The organism is Pseudoalteromonas sp. 120-MNA-CIBAN-0494, from assembly GCF_040308885.1.
In the GTDB taxonomy this organism is placed as follows: domain Bacteria; phylum Pseudomonadota; class Gammaproteobacteria; order Enterobacterales; family Alteromonadaceae; genus Pseudoalteromonas; species Pseudoalteromonas nigrifaciens.
The window spans coordinates 43741-63636 of the sequence record NZ_JBEOOE010000012.1; the positions used below are offsets into that span (position 1 = coordinate 43741).

Sequence of the window (19896 nt, forward strand, 5' to 3'; positions counted from 1 at the left end):
ATGCAAACGTCTCCACTTGATGGCCTACACGACATAATAGCGCCAAGCCAAGTAAATTGGTGGCCACTTGCCCCTGCTTGGTGGGTTATTATTGCCGTTTTGTTATTGCTGCTAAGCGCCGCAATTTATATGGCTTATAAGCGTTATAAATTTAAACAACCAAAACGCTTCGCGGTTAATTTAAGCCAACAGCACACTGATCCTCAGCAATTACATATTATTTTAAAACGCTTAGTCATTGCCTATTATGATAAACGCCTTGCTACGCAATCTACCAAGCAGTGGTGTAATACGCTTAATACACTAACCGGATTAAGTTTTAGTGAACAAGAAATTCTCAGTGTTTATAATCTTGAGCAAAACAATAGCGCGCTAGAAAATAAGTTTCGCCAAGCAATTAAGCAATTTAAGTTAAAGGAAGTGGTTAATGTTTGAATTTAGCTGGCCATGGCTGTTTATATTACTCCCCCTGCCTTTATTACTATTATTACTAAAACCGGCTGTAAACAATGCGCACACTCGACTGCGGATCCCAAGCTTTGCCAAACATAACTTAACCAGCCAAAGCGTTGAAGCTCATGCACGGCGCTTAACCCCGTTCGAGTGGGTTATATGGCTATTACTGGTAATAGCTGCGGCAAACCCTACTTGGTTAGATGATCCTATTTCAATGCCAAACGAAGGCCGCGATATAATGCTGGCGGTTGATTTATCAGGCTCTATGACCGAGCAAGACATGGCTTACAATGGCCAATATGTTGACCGCTTAACTATGGTTAAAGCGGTATTAACTGATTTTATAGAGCAGCGCCAAGGCGACAGGCTCGGCCTTATTTTATTTGGCGACACCGCCTTTTTACAAACCCCCCTTACGCGTGATGTAAAAACCGTAAGTAAAATGCTTTCTGAGGCACAAATTGGTTTAGTTGGCCGCGCCACTGCCATTGGCGATGCTTTAGGGTTGTCGGTAAAACGTTTTGCAAACAAAGATAAAAGCAATCGTATTGTGGTGCTGCTAACCGACGGGCAAAACACTGCGGGTAATTTAAAACCCGAAGAAGCCCTACTGCTTGCCCGCGATGCTGGTATAAAAGTGTATACCATTGGCGTTGGCTCAGATAATCCTCGTGGGTTTAGTTTATTTAATATGGGCGGTATGAGCGGCGACACAATAGATGAAGGGTTATTAAAACGCATAGCCGAGCAAACTGGCGGCTTGTACTTTAGAGCTAAAGATGTAGCCGGTTTACAGCAAATTTATGCCGAACTAGACAAATTAGAGCCCATTAGTGTAGATGAGCAAACCTTTCGCCCGCAAAGCTCATTATTTTACTTGCCGTTATTAATCGCTATTTTATTAATTAGCTTAAAAGTAATGTTAACAACCCTGCGCGCAATAAAGGAGCCTAACTAATGGATTTTGAATTTATTCGCCCTGCTATTTTGTGGTTACTCATACCCGCAGTTGGGTTATTTTTTGTTGCCTTAATTAAGCGCAAAAAAGCCACCAATGAGCAGCTAATTGCACCGCATTTAGCACAGTTTATTATGAGCGACGCAAGCACTAAAACTAACCAGCCACTTTGGTTACTAGCGCTATTTTGCAGCTTAGGGATTATATTTAGTGCCGGCCCCAGCTTTGAAGAAAAGCAAGTACCTGTGTTTCAAAGCAAAAACGCTCGCGTTATTGTTATGGACATGTCGTACTCTATGTACAGCACAGATATTTTACCAAATAGATTAATGCAGGCGCGTTTTAAAGCCCTCGATATGATTGATTTATTTAAAGAAGGCGACACAGCGCTAGTAGCCTATGCAGGCAGTGCTTATACCATTTCACCGCTAACCAACGACGCCACTACACTTGAAAACCTAATACCTAGCTTAAGCCCAGAAATAATGCCCGACAAAGGCTCTAATGTTTTAGCTGGCCTTGATATAGCAAAAGAGCTATTAGGACAAGCCGGTTACCTAGATGGCGATATTATTTTAATAACCGACGGCATTGATCAGCAAGAGCAAAGTGAGGTGAGCACTTTTACTAAAAACACCCAATACCGATTAAATATTTACGGTGTAGGCACCGCCCAAGGTGCGCCAATTAAACTACCCGAAGGCGGATTTTTAAAAGACCACTACGGGCAAATTGTAGTGCCGACTATTAATACCAGCCAGCTAAAAAGTTTAGCTACAAACAGCGGCGGTAAATTTGCTAGTTATCAGCCAAGTAGCGCCGACATTGCTGTTTTTGCACCTAGCGCTAATGGTGAGTTGCTAAAAGATGAAAAACAAAATCATGCGCTTTGGCGTATAGACGCCGGTATTTATGGCTTGTTACTGCTACTACCTTTAAGCCTTTATTTATTTAGACGTGCGGCTTTGCTGAGTGTGTTTTTAGTGTTTAGCTTTTTACCACAACAAAATGCCTATGCCGTAGAGCTGCCCACTGTTTTAAAGAATACCGACCAACGAGCGCTTGATGCTTATAACAATAAAGATTATGAGCAAGCAATAACAGCCCAATCGAGCCAATTAAAAGGCGCTGCGCTTTATCAGCAAGGGAACTTTGAGGCCGCGGTTAATCAATTTAGTGATGATAAATCGGCAACCGGTTTTTATAACTTTGGTAACGCACTTGCTAAAGCGGGCAAGCTAGAGGAAGCAATTAATGCTTACCAACAAGCTCAAGCATTACACCCTAACTTTACACAAGCCGCAGACAACCAAGCACTGGTTGAGCAATTACTGAATCAGCAGCAAGAGCAACAAAACCAAGACGGCGGCGAATCACAAGACGGGCAAAAAAGTGATGAGCAAAACCAGCAACAAGATTCTGATGAAACCAAGCAAGATCAGCAAAAAAATTCTGAGCAAGGCGAAGCCCAAAGTGACAGTGAAAAAAACAGTGACGATAAATCGGATAAAGACTCTGAGCAAGCACAAGAGCAAGCTGATCAACAAAATAAACCTGACATGCAAGCTGAGCCGCAAAACGAGCAAAGTGAAAATCAACCAGCCGAACAGCCAAATGATAACGCTGAGCAACAAAGTGAGCCACAGGCTGCAAACGAACCTGCGCCCGACGAGCAACAACAAACTGCCGAGCAACAAGCGCAAGCAGTACAAGCCAGTGAGCTGACTAACGAAGAAAAAGAACAAGCACAGCAGCTTAATCAGTTACTGCGAAAAGTGCCCGACGATCCCGCTATTTTATTACGGAACAAAATGCAATTAGAAGCCCAAAAAAGACAATATCAACGTCGCCCCACAGGAGTAGAAAAGTCATGGTAATGCGATTATTTTGCTGTTTATTGCTATTAAGTGCGATGCCATTGATGGCTGCCACCAAACTCGAAGCCAGTGTAAATAAAAACCCGGTGTTAGCGGGTGAGTTTTTTATTCTTAATATTACAGTAGACGACACAATTAAAGATGAACAACCCGATACCTCAATGCTGTTAAAAAGCTTTGTGGTTGGCCCTACTAGCTTAAGTACCCGCACCAATATTATAAATGGCAGTATGAACAAGCAAACCACCTGGTCGGTTAAACTAATGACCCGCCGTGAAGGTGAATACACTATACCGTCGTTTACTGTTGCAGGGCTTAGCTCGCAGCCTATTACTTTAAAAGTAGCCAAGCGCGCAGCTGATGCCGATAAAAATAACGATATATTTTTAAAAACATCGCTCTCAAGTAAATCTTTGTTTGTACAAGAAGCCGGTGTTTATACGCTTAAACTTTATTTAGCCAAAGAGCTACTCGACGGCAGTTTAGGCACGCCTAGCATGGAAAATGCACAACTTAGCCAACTAGGTAAACAAACGGAAGATTATGAACTGGTTGACGGTAAACGTTACTTAGTAATTACCCGAGAGTATTTAATTCAGCCGCAAAAAAGTGGTGACTACACTATTGCCGGCCCAGCTTTTCAAGGCCGTGTGCAACAAAATTACCGCCAGTTAGAAGTATCGGCACTTGGCAATGATCAGCAAATAGAAATAAAGCCTATTCCAAGTAATTACAATGGCGCTTGGCTGCCTAGTGAGTTAGTAAGTTTAGATGAGCAATGGCAACCAGAGGATAATACTGTTGAGGTAGGCACTCCTATCACACGCACAATTACCTTAACGGCACTTGGTGTAACCAAAGAACAACTCCCCGAAATATCAATGCCCGATATTACAGGGATCCGTAGCTACCCAGATCAAAAAGAAAATAACAATGCGGTGCGTAATGGCCGTGTAGTATCGCAGCAAATTGCCTCTTATGCTTTGTTACCACAAACACCCGGCACTTATACGCTGCCCGAAATAAAACTGCCTTGGTATAACACTAAAATAAATCGTATTAGCTTTGCCACTTTACCAGAGCGCACTATTACTGTGATCCCTAGTAGCAATGCTGCTAATCCTGTGGTTATAAATGATTCGCAAAATACCAATAACCAAGCAGCAGGACAAAATAGTATAGATGCAACTAATCCGCTGCAAGTACAAAGCTCAACACCATTATGGTTAATAATTGTTGCTGTACTGGGCTATTTATTATGGATTGTGACTGCAATTTTTTATTGGTTAAGCCGTTCTACTCATAATGCGCATGTAGTAGCTACAACTGAGCCTAGTTTGAAAAACTTATTACATGCAGCAAATAAAAACGATGCAAAAATGTTTTATAGCGCATTAAATATATATGCAAAAACAGTAACTAAGCAAAATATGGGCGCTATTGATACTTTATGCCGTGCTATTAATGATGCAGAACTAACTAATAACGTGATGCAGTTACAAACACAATTATACAGTAATAAAAAAACAACCAGCGATCTTACAGCTATAGTTAAATTACTTAAAAAGTATCAGGCTCAAACATTAAAGTCGCAACAAGCTGTATTAAAAGACCTTTACCATTAAATTTTAATGCGTATAGGCCTTTTATTACATTAAATAATATTTAACTAAAAAAAGAACTTATGTTTGGAAATAAAAAATCGAATAATCAGGTCTTAATTGATATGGCACAAAAGCAAAAGCGCTACGAAGCCTTGGTTCATGTTTACCATAAAGAGCTTTACCGCTTTGCCTATTGGTTATGCCGTGATCCACACATTGCCGATGACTTAGTACAAGAAACATTTTTGCGTGCCTGGCGCTCGCTCGACTCTTTACTGGATCAAAAAGCAGCAAAGTCGTGGTTACTTACGATTTTACGTCGCGAAAACGCGCGACGATTTGAGCGCAAACAATTTGATTATAGCGATATAGAAGATGAATTATTGGTTGATGAAAGCAGCCACTCTTTAGACGATGAAATGGAGCAAACTGTTATTCAGCGCCAAATTGCACTCTTGCCTGATGAATACAAAGAGCCGTTATTACTGCAAGTAGTAATGGGCTGCTCAGGCGAAGAAATTGCGAATATACTCGATTTAAATAAAAACACGGTAATGACACGTCTATACCGTGCTAGAAACCAACTTAAAGAGGCTTTAAGCCGTGATGATGAGCAACTTAAAGGGGCATCAAAATAATGGATGAGCTTGAGTTTCGTCGCCGCACTATTGCGCAGCCAAACGATATTGACAATGAGCTTACCGAGTTTGCTAAAGACAACTCAGAGCGACAACGGTTTATTAACGACATGAAAGATTTCGATAAATATTTACAAAGTGCAGCTAATGACGTTCCGGTACCTGAAAACCTAGCCGAGCGAATTCTTTTAAACACCTCTTTAAAAGAAAAAGCACAGCAACAAGCGCAAATACCGGCTAATAAAAACGTTATTGCATCGCGATCGCGCTTTAAGTTTGACCGAGTACATTTAGCCCTAGCCGCTTCGTTTGTTGTTACTATAAGTGCATTCTTTTTTAGTTCTGAGCAAAATACCTATGGCGCAGGTGAGCATGCTTTAGCCCACGTTTATCACGAAATAAATTCTCTCGATAAAACACAAGCAATTAGCCTGCAAAGCGTGAATGAAAAGCTCGCCTTACTTGGCGGACAATTAAGTGAGCTACCCGGTAAAATTACTTACGCTATGTTTTGTGACTTTAAAGGGGAGAAAGGCATACATTTAGTGTTTGAATCTGACTTTGGCCCTATGACGGTATTTATTGTGCCGACTAAAAATAAAGTGTTTGAAATGGGCTCTGATGACTTTCATGATGACAGATTTGAAGGCCATATTAATAGAGGCCAACAAGCCGATACCGTATTAATTGCCAGCTTAGGTGCGCCGGTGAATATGTATAATGAACGTGTTTCTGGCGCTATTCGCTGGCTGTAACCTTGTAGCTTCTCGCACCGCTTAGACCTGCTAAGCGGTGTGCTTAATGTTTAGTAATTTACTCCTGCCCCTTAAATATTACCAACCAGCCAACTGATTTTTAAAGTAAATAATATTTCTATAGGTATAATCGACACTTTATTTTATTTAAGGATTTTCATGAAGAATTTTGTCGTTATTTTATCTTTGTTGGCCTTGCTAATGACTGCAAGCTTTGATGCACAAGCACGTAAAAAGTTTGGTAGTAGCAAACGTGGTAAAACTCCAGCTACGCAACAAACCGCACAAAAGCAACAAACAGATACCAAGGCAGTTGCGCCTGCGGCAAAGCCAGCATCTAATAAAAAAGGCATTATGGCGGGTGTATTTGGTGGGCTGCTTGCTGGTGGCTTAATTGCTGCTATGTTAGGTGGTGATTTTGAAGGGTTTCAGCTGTTAGAGATGATTTTACTTGCGGGTGCAGCCTTTATAATATTTAAACTTGTTCGTGGCTTTATGCGCGCAAGGCAGTCGCCTCAACTGGCCAGTGCTGGCATGTCACAAAATGCATTTAAACAAGCACCTATTGAGCATGAACAAACAACAAGTACAGGATTTGCTAATAATACTGCACACGGCGACGATGTGCCTTTTAACTTACCGCCTGGCTTTGATACAAACGGCTTTTTACAAGGTGCTCGTGAGCATTACCACACACTACAAAATGCGTGGAACGAAGCTGATTATCACACTATGGCTGAGTATTTAAGCCCTGAATTAGTGGCCGAATTTAAAGCAGAGCGCGAAGCAATTACAAGCGTAGCTACTGAAGTGATGTTTATAGATGCAGAATTAGTACGCGCAGATACGTTGACTGACAAATGGCAAGTAAGCGTACGCTTTAAAGGTAAGTATCGCGATTTAGCAGATAAACAAGAACAACCTATTTTAGAAATTTGGCATTTAGAGCGTTTAACGCTTACTGATGCACCTTGGCTGATTGTTGGCGTTGAAGATTTAATAGACGCATAGGCTCTAAATACGAGGCAAAAATAAACCGCACTAACCTAAGGTTGTGCGGTTTTTTAGTTAAATAATTTAACTAACCTGAGCTCCGGATAATAAACTTATCTCAAGCAGCTGTTTTCAGCGCTAACTGCGTTGAATTTACTTGCAATAGGCCAGCTATTGACGCGTAAATTCGCCTTGTTTTCACTGAAAACCTCTGGCTAGAGAAAATAAAATTAAATATAACGATGATTCAATATGTTAGTAAATCTCTTAACCAGAGTTCAGGTTAACTATTATGATTTACATACGTCGGCAACTGCATTTGCAAAGTATTCAATATTTGCATCACTCACGCCCGCTACGTTTACACGACTTGAGCCAACAATATAAATGCCGTACTCTTTTTGTAAGCGAGTAATTTGCTCTTTATTAATTCCTAAGAAAGAAAACATACCGTGCTGACGCTCAATAAACGAGAAGTCTTGCGCTATGTCTTTAGTCGCTAGTGTTTCTTTAATTTGTGTACGTAAACCATTTATACGGCTACGCATTTCATCAAGCTCTTGATGCCACATTTGCGTAAGCTCAGTGCTGCTTAAAATTGTATTTACAATGTCGGCACCATGCGCTGGCGGCATTGAATAAATACTACGTACAACACTAAGTAATACTGAGTTTGAAATATCAGCAGTTGCGCTGTCTTTTGCAATTAGTGAACACGCACCAATACGTTCGCGGTAAAGACCAAAGTTTTTAGAACATGAAGAACAAATAATTAACTCTTCAACTGCGTCAGCTAAAATACGTAAACCACGTGCATCTTCTTCTAGTGAAGAGCCAAAACCTTGGTACGCAATATCAACAAGCGGCGTAAAGCCCACTTCTTTTGCAAGCTCAGCAACTACCTTCCACTGTGCTTCGTTTAAATCCATACCACTTGGGTTATGGCAACACGCATGTAGTAAAACCACATCGCCTTTAGGCACTTGCTTAAGCGTGTTGATCATCTCATCAAATAGTAAATCTTTATTTTCGTAATCGTAATAAGGGTATTCTTTTACTGTTAAGCCCGCTGCTTCAAATAAACTAATATGATTAGCCCATGTTGGCGTAGTTACCCACACTGTTGCTTTTGGATTACAACGCATAATAAATTCAGCAGCAACACGTAATGCCCCAGTACCACCTGGCGCTTGCGCCGTACGTACACGGTTAGCTAGTAATGTTTTGTGCTCACCTAATAGTAAGCTTTCCATTTTTTGACAGTAATCTAAATTACCCGCTAAACCAATATAAGATTTGCTGGTTTCATTTTCTAAACGAAACGCTTCTGCTTTTTTTACCGCTTTAAGTACCGGTGTATTGCCTAGCTCATCTTTATAGACACCCACACCTAAATCAATTTTATTAGGGTTAGTATCTTGCTTATAGGCCGCCATAAGGCCAAGAATAGGATCTGTGGGTAATGGTTTTAATACTGAGAACATTGACTATCTCTTATCATTATTTAGGGGGTTGGTGTGAGCTTAAGCTTATCATAAAAACACGCTAGGTTGACTAGTGTTATTGGTACAAAAAAGTGAGGAATTTTAATACAGCATGCCATTAATACAGTTAATACCTTGTGCATGCAAAAAATCATTATTAAAAACCTCAACATAGTCTATTTTTGTTATTTAAACTAAAAATTGAGGAATTTTAATACAGCATGCAATTAGGACTGCGAGTACTTTTTCATCAAAAAAATCATTATGAAACGCCTCAGCATCAATAATTCCTACGCATTCACCACTCCTATTAAATAAAGGTAAGCACACCTCAGACTTAACCTTTGGGTCGCAAGTATAATACTCCCCTCCTTGGCTTAAGTATTGCTCAACATTATTAATAATACGGCCCGTTTTAGAGAGCGCAACTTGCACGTTGTTACTGCCCGCGGCAAAATCGGCTGTAAGCGGAAAAAGTGGCCTACTTGGCGCGCCATGATAAGCTAACTTTAAAAGCTGTTTACCCTGTGCAGTATCGTGAGTTTGATAAATACCATACCAATCAACCCCAGTTTGCTGCTGTATGTAGTTTACAATAGCCTGTAAGTTAGCAAGCTTAGTGTGCGTTTGCTCATTGTTAGTTACGTAAGTAGTTAACTTAAACGGTTCATCTTGCAGATAACCAAATAAACTACATGCTCCGCCCTCACCTAACTGTGGAATTTGATAATGCCAGCGAACTTCAGGCAAGCTAGTGCTTGCAAGTGCTTGCTCAAGCGCTGTTAGCTCTGCTGAAATTAAACGGGTGTCAGCACTGAGTTGTGCTTGTTGTAAATAGGAACTAATCATTTGGCCATCCATACTTCTATAGTGTGCAAATATTAGCATGGATTTTTTTACAGTGCTAGCTCAACTTATAACACATTTCAACTTGGTTCCCACTGCTGTTATAAGTCACTCTCTGTGCTATTTCGTCAAGCAGTGACAGCCCGCGACCAAACTCAGCTGCGTCATTAAACAGGGTATCTTGCTGGTGAGTGTACCCGCAGCCGCTGTCGCAAATAATAAAGTATAAGTTCAAGCTATCAGGGCAGTAACTTACATCTATAGAGAGTTTTGCATTACTAAGTTCTGCAAGTTTTTTTGCGCGCAATTCATAATATTTAAAAAAGCCATCATCTTGAGTTTTTAATTGTGAGTCTAATTTAAGTACACCATGATCAAGCGCATTATTGTATGCCTCCGATAGGAGTAAAAATATATTCGCTCTATGTGCTTTTAAGCCACTAATACTGCTGAGCATATTTACTAAATCATAAACCGGATCGGTGTTTTTTATTTGCTTCGAATCTAAACTCAATGACATATTAAACGCTAATTTAGAAAATGCCTCTCTGGGTTCCGGCTTTACACTTAGTGGTAAACAATTGAGTAACACTATGCTTATATCGTCTTGTTGTTTAGTACCATCAGCAAACTGACTTACGCTATTAACGATGTTTTCGCTGCTGATCATCGGGTTCATTTTTAAGGTTTCGATAAAGCGTAGTTCACTAAAAAAAACACCTTGTTTATTCGTTGTTTCAATTATGCCATCGGTTGCAAGTACAAGCCGTGTTTGCTCATTTACTTCAAAGTGAATAACCTCATGTTCAAACTCTTGATTGTTTAATATACCCAATGCCATATGTTGCGATTCGAGCGTTTTTTTAAGGTTACCTTGCTTATCTATTAAGTAAGTATCGGGAAGTCCGCCTAGCCATGCCGATATACTTTTACCAGATACACTTAGCTCTATAATAGTTGCAGCGCAAAACATATGTCCGGGCAGTAAATTGTATAATAATAAGTTTAATTCGCGGGCAATGTCGTGTAACGCCATACCTTTTTTAACCATAGTGTAAAACACACGCGATGCAGGTAAAGCGCCTATTGCCGCCGCTAAACCATGACCGGTAAAATCACCTAACATGCAATATAAATTACCTATAGGACTTTGCGCGACTAAAAACATATCACCGTTAAACATGGTGGCAGGCGATAAATTAAAATCGAGGTGGGTTTTAAATTGATCTTGATTTTCGAGGGAGTTATTAAAAATATGCTCAATAATTTCATACTCTCGCTCACGCTGATTTTGATGCTCCTCAAGTAATATTTTTTGCTGGTTAGCCTTTTTACTTAATTCACGGGTTCTGCAGTGGGCTTTAATTTTGGCGTGTAAAATTACTTTTTCGAACGGCTTTTGAATAAAGTCATCACCGCCAACCGCTAAACAACGCTCAAAGCTGGCGTGATCATCCAGTGCCGTAATAAAAATAATAGGTAAATGAATATCGTTAAAGCGTTGTTTTATTATTTTTGCCGTTTCAAAGCCATCCATAATAGGCATTACTACATCAAGTAGCACAATATCAATTGGGGTTTGCGCGAGTATCTTTAGAGCGGCAACACCATTATACGCCAAAGAAACTGTATAGCCTTCTTGTGTTAATAGCCTTTGCAGTAATATTCGGTTAAGGGCTTGATCATCAACAACTAAAATATGCATCATAGGGCCTGTTTATCTTTCGAGGTTAAATTTGCAGCAGTATGTTTGGTATTTAGGCAAAGCAGAGCCTATGTAGTGTGGTTATTCCCCATAAATAGGCGATAACGCAGCATAAATGCCAAACATGCGCTGCCCTTTGGGTTCTTTCTAGGGACGATTAACTCTTTGTTGTTCGGTTTTTACTTAGCCCACTAGGTTACAAACCTCGCGCCGCGATTTAATCGCCCCTAGATTGAACAAATTTTAATCCTGAAAGGTCAACAGGCCCTAGTTAATATCAAACTTCTTATCAAACCGAGATATTTGTAATATTTTTTTTAATTGTGGTTGGCAGTTGCTGATCTCAAATTTATTGACCTGTGTATCTATGCTTTTTTGCATATTTAGCAGCATACCTAATGCTGAGCTGTCCATGTAATCGGTTTCCCTTAGGTCGATAATTACTTTAGTAATGCTTTTATCTATTTGCGCATACGCTTGGCGAAAAGATTGCACTAAATTAAAGTCAAACTTACCCTTTATATGTATTGTTAACGTAGCTGCATCGGCCGATATACTTTTAGTTAAACTCATATTATGTCCTATTAATATTCTTTGAATCAAATATAACTGTTTAAAACTAATTAGCAAAAATAAAAACATCAATACACAAATTTGCTATTATTTACGCCATTGTTTGATTCAATTTTTGTATAGGGTAATGATGAGCGATAGTCACTTAGTATATTCAACACAAACGGGGCGAATAGAGCAACCAAAACCAGAGAAAGAAGTTGCAGGTAAACTATTTAAAGACGGGTTTGTGCGTATTGAGCGCCAAACAAAAGGACGCAAAGGCAAAGGCGTTATGCTGGTAGTTGGAGTCGATCCTAAAGAGCATGATTTAAAAAAATTAGCTAAAGCACTTAAAAGTAAAATGGGCCAAGGCGGCGCAGTAAAAGACGGTCTTATTGAAGTACAAGGTGATGATCGCGATAAACTAAAAGCTATTTTAGAAAGCTTAACCTTTAAAGTAAAAATTGCGGGTGGTTAAACCCGCATTTTAATTTTATTTTTCGTCCTTCGCCATTTGCTCCAATCGTTCAAAAAGCGTGGGTAAATCGCGCTCTGCAATTGGCGGGCTAAAGTAATACCCTTGTACTATAAAGCAATTGTTATTTTTCAAAAACTCTACTTGCTCAACGGTTTCTACCCCTTCGGCAACCACATCGAGTTTTAGCTTTTGCGCCATGGCTATAATTGCCGCTGTTATTGCCATATCATTATTATCATCTGGAATATCTTTTATAAATGAGCGATCAATTTTAAGAATATCCACCGGAAAACGTTTCAAGTAACTTAATGAAGAGTAACCAGTACCAAAGTCATCTATAGAAATAGAAACCCCGAGTCCCTTTAATTCATGTAGTTGTGCTATAGCAGCTTCTACATTGCCCATCAGCATACTTTCGGTTAATTCTAAATGTAGGCTTTTAGCCGACACCTGTGTACTGGCTATTATTTTTTTCAGTGTAGGTAATAAGCTGGCATCTTTAAACTGTCTGGCCGATAAGTTAATCGCAATATTACTCGCTCTACCTTGGCGCTCTAACTTAACTGCAAAATTACATGCTTGGTGTAATACCCACTCTCCCAGTTCAACAATTAAACCGGTAGCTTCTGCAATAGGTATAAATTTAGTGGGTGCAATCGCCCCTTCTGTTGGATGAAACCAGCGTAACAATGCTTCGTAACCCACTATAAGCTGAGTGCGGCTATCAATCTGCGGCTGATAATAAACCGTGAGTTGTTTATCTTTTATAGCTTGGCGTAGCTCGTTTTCAATAAACAAGCGTTCATTTGCAGCAGTATTGAGCTCTTGGCTATAAAAATGAAAGGTGTTACGCCCTTTTGCTTTTGCTTCATACATGGCTAAGTCGGCATGCTTTAACAGTTGGTCTTCTTCTTGGCTGTCGTATGGGGCCATAGTAATGCCTATACTGGCACTAATAATAACTTCGTTACTGCCAAGTTGAATAGGCTCATTAAGGGTTTTTTGAATCGTATTTGCCACTTGAGTTGCATGCTCTTGATGCTCAATGCCACTGAGTAATATAGCAAACTCATCACCGCCTAAACGCGCAATAGTATCTTCGGCTCTTAGGCGTTGCTTTAATCTATTTGCAACTTCAACGAGTAATTGATCGCCTGCATTATGGCCTAAGGTATCATTAATACGTTTAAATTCATCTAAATCAAAATAAAACAATGCAAAGGCATAATGCCCGCGTTCAGCGAGCGCCATCGATTTACGCAGCTGCATTCTAAAAAATGTTCGATTAGCAAGTCCTGTTAAAGTATCAAAATAAGCAAGCTGTTCCATTTTACGCTGGCTTTCTTTAACAAACGAAATATCCTGCGCAGAGGCTACGTAACTGGTAATTGTTCCGTCATCTTCGCGAATAGGTGAAATACTTAAAGAAACCCAAATAGGCGCTTTATTATTGCTTTCAATTAAGGTGTCGCCACGCCAACAATTACGACTGCGTAAATCAACATCTATATCATCAATTAATATAGCCATTTCGCTTGCAATAATGCTTAATAAAGGCGCTCGATTAAAATGTTCCTCTGAAAAGCTGGTCATTTCAAGCATTTTAGGGTTTACGTATTCAATGACAAAGTTTTTATCGGTGATCACCACACCAGTACCAGAAAACGCCACGGCTTTGGATAGTCGCCTGGCTGCTTTTTCTGCAATTTCTTTTTCAATAATACGCTGGTTAAGCCCATCTATTAGCTTTCTAATTTCAATGGTCATGTCTTTAAATGAGCCGTTGAGAGTGCCTATTTCATCTTTGTTTTCTTTTGGAAATTCTATTTGTAACTGGCCTTGACCAAAGTTTGTAACGGCATAAACCAAAGAATGTATACGCCTAAGTACTAGCTGATAAAGTGCTTGATGTAAGAGTAAGGCGACTAAAATGGCATAGAGTATAAATAGCCCAAAAAACTTCATCTTTAAATCTGCTAATGCTGAGAATGTTGAAGAACGTTTTTTATATACCCCTACATACCAATCTAAGCCATCTATTTTATGAATATTAATAATATACGCTTCATTATTTAATTTGAATGAGTCGGCATATTCAGACCGTTGCATTTTAATCGCATCATCTACAATTACTTGTAATGTGGGATCAATAAAGTCCTCAGGGAGTAGTTTTTTACCTGCTTTACCATATTGTGCATAACTTGATTGGGTTAAATTGGGGTGCGCTAATAACTGCCCTTGGCTGTCAAATACCACTAACTGTTTTTCTTTTCCGCCAATTGGCAATTGCGATATTAATGTTTTTAGCGCGATGTCACTGCCAGTAACACCTAAAAACTCACCCTCTTTATAAATAGGAACCGTTAAGCTAATAGCCCATTTATGCCATATAGTATCGTAATAAACTTTAGACCAAACAGGCCTATGTTGAGGATTAGTAAGCGCCTTAGCGTAATTAAAGCGCGTACTTTGTGTAAATGTATAATTAGCTGGCGCATTTAAAGCCTCGTTAGGCGGCGCTATGCGAATAAAGTTATCTTTAGTAATAAGGTAAAAATTAAAAAAATCTTGAGTTAGTGGTGGCGATATAATTTTCCAGAGCGTTTCAGAGTCTGATATTAATTGTTTATAAAAAGGTGTATAGCTAGTTTGTGGGATAAATGCAGCCGAAAGCCCATCAGTAGAGGCACTGCGTATCGTACCGTCATTATTTAATTGCAGTGTATTTACTTTATTACTTATTAACGATGACTGATCACTAAATAGCTGCTCACCCACGACTATATTTGCTTGCTGAGCAACTTTAATTTTAGTGTTTAGTAAGTTTTTGAATTGTTTTATAAGTAATTCGTTAGATTCTTTTAATACTTCATGCTCTTCAAAAACCAGTTGTTTTTCTTCAGATTTGAGCATTAACGCGGCCGCACACACTCCAGCAATTAAACATATTGCAGAAATCAACAATGACAACTTGACGCTAAGTGAGTTTATCCCGAAACGAGATGGGGGGCGTCGATACACCACAGGCTAACCTTTTTATTATTAATAATTATTATTATTTGAACCAGTAATTGAAATATACCAGATCCAAGATCATATTTATAAATTATTTGTAAACTATATAAAAAAAACAAAGGGAACAAGACAAATTTATGCAACAATCACGGCCTATTACAAGTAAATCCAACACAGTTAACCTTGAAAATAGCCACTAGTGATAGATTTATTTTTCAGAGCTTAAGTTATTTAACAAAAGCGCTGTTGACATTAACAGTAACTCTCCATACATTATCAGCATGAACATTACTTACGCAGTTACTTTTTTTTCGTTTTTTAGCTTCTTTATATAGAAGAGGCTGAACTGTTTGTGAGATAAAATCAATCGAATAGCAAAGCCTCCCAACCGGGAGGCTTTTTTGTTTTTGCTGTATGAACAGCATACTTTTGGAATGAGGAAAGCCAAATGAGCAATGATGTACTAAATACACTTCGACACGATATAAATGAGATAGATTCTGATTTACTGGTTTTACTAGCCAAACGACGTCGTATTAGCCATGGTGTGGTGGAATATAAAATAGCGAACAATAAACCGATTCGTGATGAAGCTCGTGAATTAGCACTTCTAGAAAAGCTGATAGGTTATGGGAAATCGTTAGGGTTAGACGCCTATTACGTAAATAATGTTTTTCAAACTATTTTAGAAGACTCTGTATTGCATCAACAAGCTATGCTGCAAAAAAACCTTAACCCAGATGCGTTAAGCGAAACCCATCGTGTTACGTATTTAGGTGGGCAAGGCTCATACAGCCAGTTGGCCTGTCATAAATACTTTAGCCGTCGCCCAGGTAAGTTAGTTGAAATAGGCTGTAGCTCGTTTGACGAAATTACCGGTAAAGTAGAAAACGGCCAAGCCGATTTTGGTTTGCTGCCTATTGAAAACACCAGTTCAGGCAGTATCAACGAAGTATTTGATTTACTACAACATGCACAAGTGTCTATTGTTGGTGAAGTAACGCACAGTGTTGAACATTGTTTACTTGCCAACCCAGATACTGAGCTTAGCCAACTTACAAAAATATTTGCTCACCCGCAACCGTTTGCTCAATGTAGCCGCTTTTTACAAGGCCTTGGTGAGCTGCAACACGAAACCTGCGACTCAACTTCAAGTGCCCTGCAATCAGCACTAAATACGCCAAATAGTGCCGCTATTGGCTCTGCCCAAGCAGGTAAAAATGTAGGCCTAGAAGTGATTAAATCTAACTTAGCAAATCAAAGCGAAAACCACAGCCGCTTTATTGTTGTAGCGCGTAAGCCATTACAGGTATCAAAGCAAATACCCACTAAAACCAGTTTAATTATGGCCACTAAACAGCAGGCTGGTTCACTTGCCGATGCATTAATGATTTTTAAACAACATAAAATTAATTTGGTTAAGTTAGAGTCTCGCCCTATGCCAGGTAACCCATGGGAAGAAGTATTTTACGTCGACTTAGAAGCGAACCTTGCCGACAGCCAAGTAAAAAATGCATTAGAGGAGCTAAAAGAATACACTCAGTATGTACGTATTTTAGGCTGCTATCAAAGCGAAACGCTCCAAGCTGTGAGTGTAAATACGCAATAACGCACAGCTTATAATGTAAAAAGGGCTTAATTAAGCCCTTTTTTGTTTTTCTGTTTTAATCTAGCACTTTTGCGTCATTCGCTTTATTTAACAGGCTGCGACTTTGGGTTAAAAAGTGCGCTGTCGAATCTGAAAAATAAGCTTTTGCATCAGCAAAGGCATCAATAAGCGCGGGCTTATCTCCTGCTTTTAACTTTTTAAGTGTGTCTGCAAAAGTCTGTTGATACTGCGCCAGTAAGCTCTCTACGTTATCAAATTGCGCTAACATAATATCTGAATATAACTCTGGCGATTGCGCAAATAAGCGCCCAACCATCATTAACTCTAATTGATAAATAGGTGATGAACAGCTGCGTAACTCCGCTAATGTATGGCTTTGTTTTGCTAAAAACTGCCCATATACAAAGGTGGTTAAATGGCGCATTACCTGAATTATTTGCATTGCTTCGTCATGTTTTTTCGCATCAAGTTCAACTAGCTGGCAACCCCACACTTGCAACTGTGCTAACAAGCCCTGTGCAACATCGTGGTCACGCCCTTCACACACCACCACTGTTTGCTTAACCCAGTGCGAAATATCTGGGCCAAACATAGGATGCAGCCCTACAACTGGGCCGCTATGCGCTGCTTTTAGTGCTTTAATTGGCGCTTGCTTAACCGATGTTATATCTACCAATAAACAGCCTTCATCTAACTTAGGTAGTTCAGCAACTACAGTTTCTAACGCATTAATAGGTACACTTAATAGTACTAATTTAGCGCCTTTTAAAATTGCTGCAGCGTTTGCTTGATCTTGCTTATCAAGGGTTTTCACTTCGTAACCAGAGCGCTGAAATTGCTTAGCAAATAATTGCCCCATAGCACCTTGCCCACCCACAATAACAATAGGTGATAAATGCGGTGCAGCACATGCAAGTTTAGCTTGCTGATTCTGATACGCTTCGCGCATCATACGCCTAAGAATATCTTCAACTAACTCTGGGCTTACTCCCTGATTAATTGCTTCTTGGCGCCTTGCAGCTAATAAATCAGCTTCACGATCGGGTGCATGAAGTGGCGCACCAGTTTGCTGCTTTATTGCGCCAATTTTTTGAGTAAGCGAATTACGCCTTGCCAGCAGTGCCACCAACTGTGTATCGCACTCATCAATACCCACTCTTAACTGGGCTAAATCATTTATATCCGCCACTTGCATACCACCTTAAAAAGCAAAAACGCCAACTTAAGTTTACATTAAAGTAAACTAATCAATACGATAAATACTAACAGGATCAATAGCCTGATAAAAGACTAAATAAGTAAAAGGTTAAATTGAAAAACAATACTTTGAGAAGCAACGAATACCTTTAAAGTAAATATTAATTATTTACCCTAAAAGCCGCAGTCAATAAAAGTAAATTAGCAAGCTAAAAAGCCTGCATTTGTTGCATAGTAGAGTTATCACGTTTATTCTTATATTATTCATATAGTAATTAAAATAAACAGGATCCATAAAATGGAAGAAGTTTTAGGAACAGATGTAGACGCTTCACAATTAATAGACCAAGCCATATCACTCGTTATGACTTACGCACCAAAATTTGTGCTCGCTATTATTACTTTACTGGTTGGCCTATGGCTGATCAACCGCTTTGTTAAGGTTTTAGATAATCGACTAGGCAAAAAAGATCCAACACTAAACAAGTTTTTATGTGGCTTAATTAGCGCTGTAGTGAAAATTATGCTGCTTATTTCGGTGGCCTCTATGGTAGGTATCGAAACCACCTCGTTCATCGCGGTGATTGGTGCTGCAGGCCTGGCAATAGGTCTTGCACTGCAAGGCAGTCTAGCTAATTTTGCTGGCGGTGTGCTGTTGCTAATTTTTAAACCGTTCAAGGTTGGCGATACTATCGAAGCACAGGGCTTTATGGGCGCAGTCGTCGAAATTCAAATTTTATACACAGTAGTAGATACCTTCGATAACCGCCGCATTGTTATTCCAAACGGTAGCCTATCGAATGCGACACTAGTGAACGTAAGTATTTATGACAAACGCCGCTGTGATATGACCTTTGGAATTTCGTATAACGACGACATAGATACGGCAAAAGCTATCTTAAAACGCCTGTTTGAAGAAGACGAGCGCTCTTTAACAGATCCGGCACCACGTATTTGTGTTGCCAGCCTTGGCGATAACTCAGTTAATTTAATGTTTCGCGCTTGGGTTGCAACAGGTGACTTATGGCCTTACTACTGGGATATGCAAGAAAAAGTGAAAAAAGCGTTTGATAAAGAAGGTATTTCTATTCCTTTCCCACAACGCGATGTACATGTTCATAACGTTAAGTAATTTGTATTGTGCATAGGTTCAACTAGCCTAATAACTTAGTCGCGGTAAGGTCGTATAAAGCGCCCTTACCGCAATCCTTACTGCCCATCCAATACTCCTTCAAGTTATACCTAGTTACACTTGGCTCCACTTTTTGAGCTATTCTCATCACCCTACTTCCTTAAATAACCTGAGCTCCGGATAATAAACTTATCTCAAGCAGCTATTTTCAGCGCTAACTGCGTTGAATTTTCTTGCAAGAGGCCAGCTATTGACGCGTAAATTCGCCTTGTTTTCACTGAAAACCTCTGGCTAGAGTATCTAGCGTCAATTAAATATAACTATGATTCAATACGTTAGTAAATCTCTTAACCAGAGTTCAAGGTTAAATACTATAATTCATCTGCCAAATTTTTATTTTCTGTGCTTTATTTGGCTTAGGTATATTTAGCTTAAGTTTTGCTTGAGCAAAGTTATGCTCATACTGGCGTTAATTGGGTTATTACGTATTCTGCGGGTAAGTTGAAAAGGTGTTTAAAACACATATTGATAAAAATTTATCGAGGTGCACTTTGTGTTTAGCAATAAAGGAAGCCTAACTATACTGGTGAATAT

16 protein-coding genes are annotated in these 19896 nt (G+C 39.4%); 10 read left to right on the forward strand and 6 right to left on the reverse strand.

Annotated elements, in window-relative coordinates:
- The 7 genes from AAEY55_RS09645 to AAEY55_RS09675 all read left to right on the forward strand — a co-directional run bounded on the left by AAEY55_RS09645 (nucleotide 1) and on the right by AAEY55_RS09675 (nucleotide 7299).
- Nucleotides 1-435, forward strand: a complete 435-nt coding sequence (locus AAEY55_RS09645; protein ID WP_011327652.1) for a DUF4381 domain-containing protein — start codon at nucleotides 1-3, stop codon at nucleotides 433-435.
- On the forward strand, nucleotides 428-1414 hold the full coding sequence (locus AAEY55_RS09650) for a VWA domain-containing protein (RefSeq protein WP_011327651.1): 987 nt from the start codon (nucleotides 428-430) through the stop codon (nucleotides 1412-1414). Before AAEY55_RS09645 ends, AAEY55_RS09650 begins: the two co-directional genes overlap by 8 nt.
- Complete coding sequence (locus AAEY55_RS09655; RefSeq protein WP_350551017.1) at nucleotides 1414-3291, forward strand: VWA domain-containing protein; 1878 nt, start codon at nucleotides 1414-1416, stop codon at nucleotides 3289-3291. The genes AAEY55_RS09650 and AAEY55_RS09655 overlap by 1 nt, the downstream gene beginning before the upstream one ends.
- A complete protein-coding gene (locus AAEY55_RS09660; RefSeq protein ID WP_350551020.1) occupies nucleotides 3285-4916 on the forward strand; it encodes a BatD family protein in 1632 nt (543 codons plus the stop codon). The genes AAEY55_RS09655 and AAEY55_RS09660 overlap by 7 nt, the downstream gene beginning before the upstream one ends.
- Nucleotides 4917-5017: 101 nt before the next feature.
- The gene (locus tag AAEY55_RS09665; RefSeq protein WP_231613562.1) at nucleotides 5018-5533 is read left to right on the forward strand and encodes a sigma-70 family RNA polymerase sigma factor; all 516 of its coding nucleotides are present in this window, start codon (nucleotides 5018-5020) and stop codon (nucleotides 5531-5533) included.
- Nucleotides 5533-6288, forward strand: coding sequence for a DUF3379 domain-containing protein (locus tag AAEY55_RS09670; RefSeq protein WP_011327647.1), 756 nt, complete (start codon nucleotides 5533-5535; stop codon nucleotides 6286-6288). The genes AAEY55_RS09665 and AAEY55_RS09670 overlap by 1 nt, the downstream gene beginning before the upstream one ends.
- 159 nt (nucleotides 6289-6447) lie before the next feature.
- Nucleotides 6448-7299, forward strand: coding sequence for a Tim44 domain-containing protein (locus AAEY55_RS09675; RefSeq protein WP_192532362.1), 852 nt, complete (start codon nucleotides 6448-6450; stop codon nucleotides 7297-7299).
- A gap of 272 nt (nucleotides 7300-7571) precedes the next feature.
- Here AAEY55_RS09675 and AAEY55_RS09680 read toward each other — a convergent pair whose 3' ends face one another.
- The 4 genes from AAEY55_RS09680 to AAEY55_RS09695 all read right to left on the reverse strand — a co-directional run bounded on the left by AAEY55_RS09680 (nucleotide 7572) and on the right by AAEY55_RS09695 (nucleotide 11889).
- The gene (locus AAEY55_RS09680) at nucleotides 7572-8765 is read right to left on the reverse strand and encodes an amino acid aminotransferase (RefSeq protein ID WP_011327645.1); all 1194 of its coding nucleotides are present in this window, start codon (nucleotides 8763-8765) and stop codon (nucleotides 7572-7574) included.
- Between the two features lie 189 nt (nucleotides 8766-8954).
- A complete protein-coding gene (locus tag AAEY55_RS09685) occupies nucleotides 8955-9614 on the reverse strand; it encodes a GAF domain-containing protein (protein ID WP_089368942.1) in 660 nt (219 codons plus the stop codon).
- Nucleotides 9615-9669: 55 nt separating this feature from the next.
- Complete coding sequence (locus tag AAEY55_RS09690; protein ID WP_089367936.1) at nucleotides 9670-11319, reverse strand: fused response regulator/phosphatase; 1650 nt, start codon at nucleotides 11317-11319, stop codon at nucleotides 9670-9672.
- A gap of 264 nt (nucleotides 11320-11583) precedes the next feature.
- Nucleotides 11584-11889 (reverse strand): STAS domain-containing protein, encoded by a 306-nt coding sequence (locus tag AAEY55_RS09695; RefSeq protein ID WP_011327642.1) that lies wholly within the window; start codon nucleotides 11887-11889, stop codon nucleotides 11584-11586.
- A gap of 130 nt (nucleotides 11890-12019) precedes the next feature.
- On the opposite strand from AAEY55_RS09695, the gene AAEY55_RS09700 reads away from it, so the two are divergent.
- On the forward strand, nucleotides 12020-12349 hold the full coding sequence (locus AAEY55_RS09700) for a stress response translation initiation inhibitor YciH (protein WP_089367934.1): 330 nt from the start codon (nucleotides 12020-12022) through the stop codon (nucleotides 12347-12349).
- Between the two features lie 15 nt (nucleotides 12350-12364).
- Here AAEY55_RS09700 and AAEY55_RS09705 read toward each other — a convergent pair whose 3' ends face one another.
- A complete protein-coding gene (locus AAEY55_RS09705; protein WP_089367933.1) occupies nucleotides 12365-15373 on the reverse strand; it encodes an EAL domain-containing protein in 3009 nt (1002 codons plus the stop codon).
- Nucleotides 15374-15812: 439 nt separating this feature from the next.
- On the opposite strand from AAEY55_RS09705, the gene AAEY55_RS09710 reads away from it, so the two are divergent.
- Nucleotides 15813-16973: a chorismate mutase gene (locus tag AAEY55_RS09710; RefSeq protein WP_086997942.1), complete on the forward strand. Its 1161-nt coding sequence runs from the start codon at nucleotides 15813-15815 to the stop codon at nucleotides 16971-16973.
- Nucleotides 16974-17028: 55 nt separating this feature from the next.
- Here AAEY55_RS09710 and tyrA read toward each other — a convergent pair whose 3' ends face one another.
- Nucleotides 17029-18162 (reverse strand): bifunctional chorismate mutase/prephenate dehydrogenase, encoded by a 1134-nt coding sequence (tyrA, locus tag AAEY55_RS09715; RefSeq protein WP_089368941.1) that lies wholly within the window; start codon nucleotides 18160-18162, stop codon nucleotides 17029-17031.
- Nucleotides 18163-18468: 306 nt separating this feature from the next.
- Here tyrA and AAEY55_RS09720 point away from each other — a divergent pair, with 306 nt between their 5' ends.
- The gene (locus tag AAEY55_RS09720) at nucleotides 18469-19302 is read left to right on the forward strand and encodes a mechanosensitive ion channel family protein (RefSeq protein ID WP_086995304.1); all 834 of its coding nucleotides are present in this window, start codon (nucleotides 18469-18471) and stop codon (nucleotides 19300-19302) included.
- Nucleotides 19303-19896 lie beyond the last annotated feature (594 nt).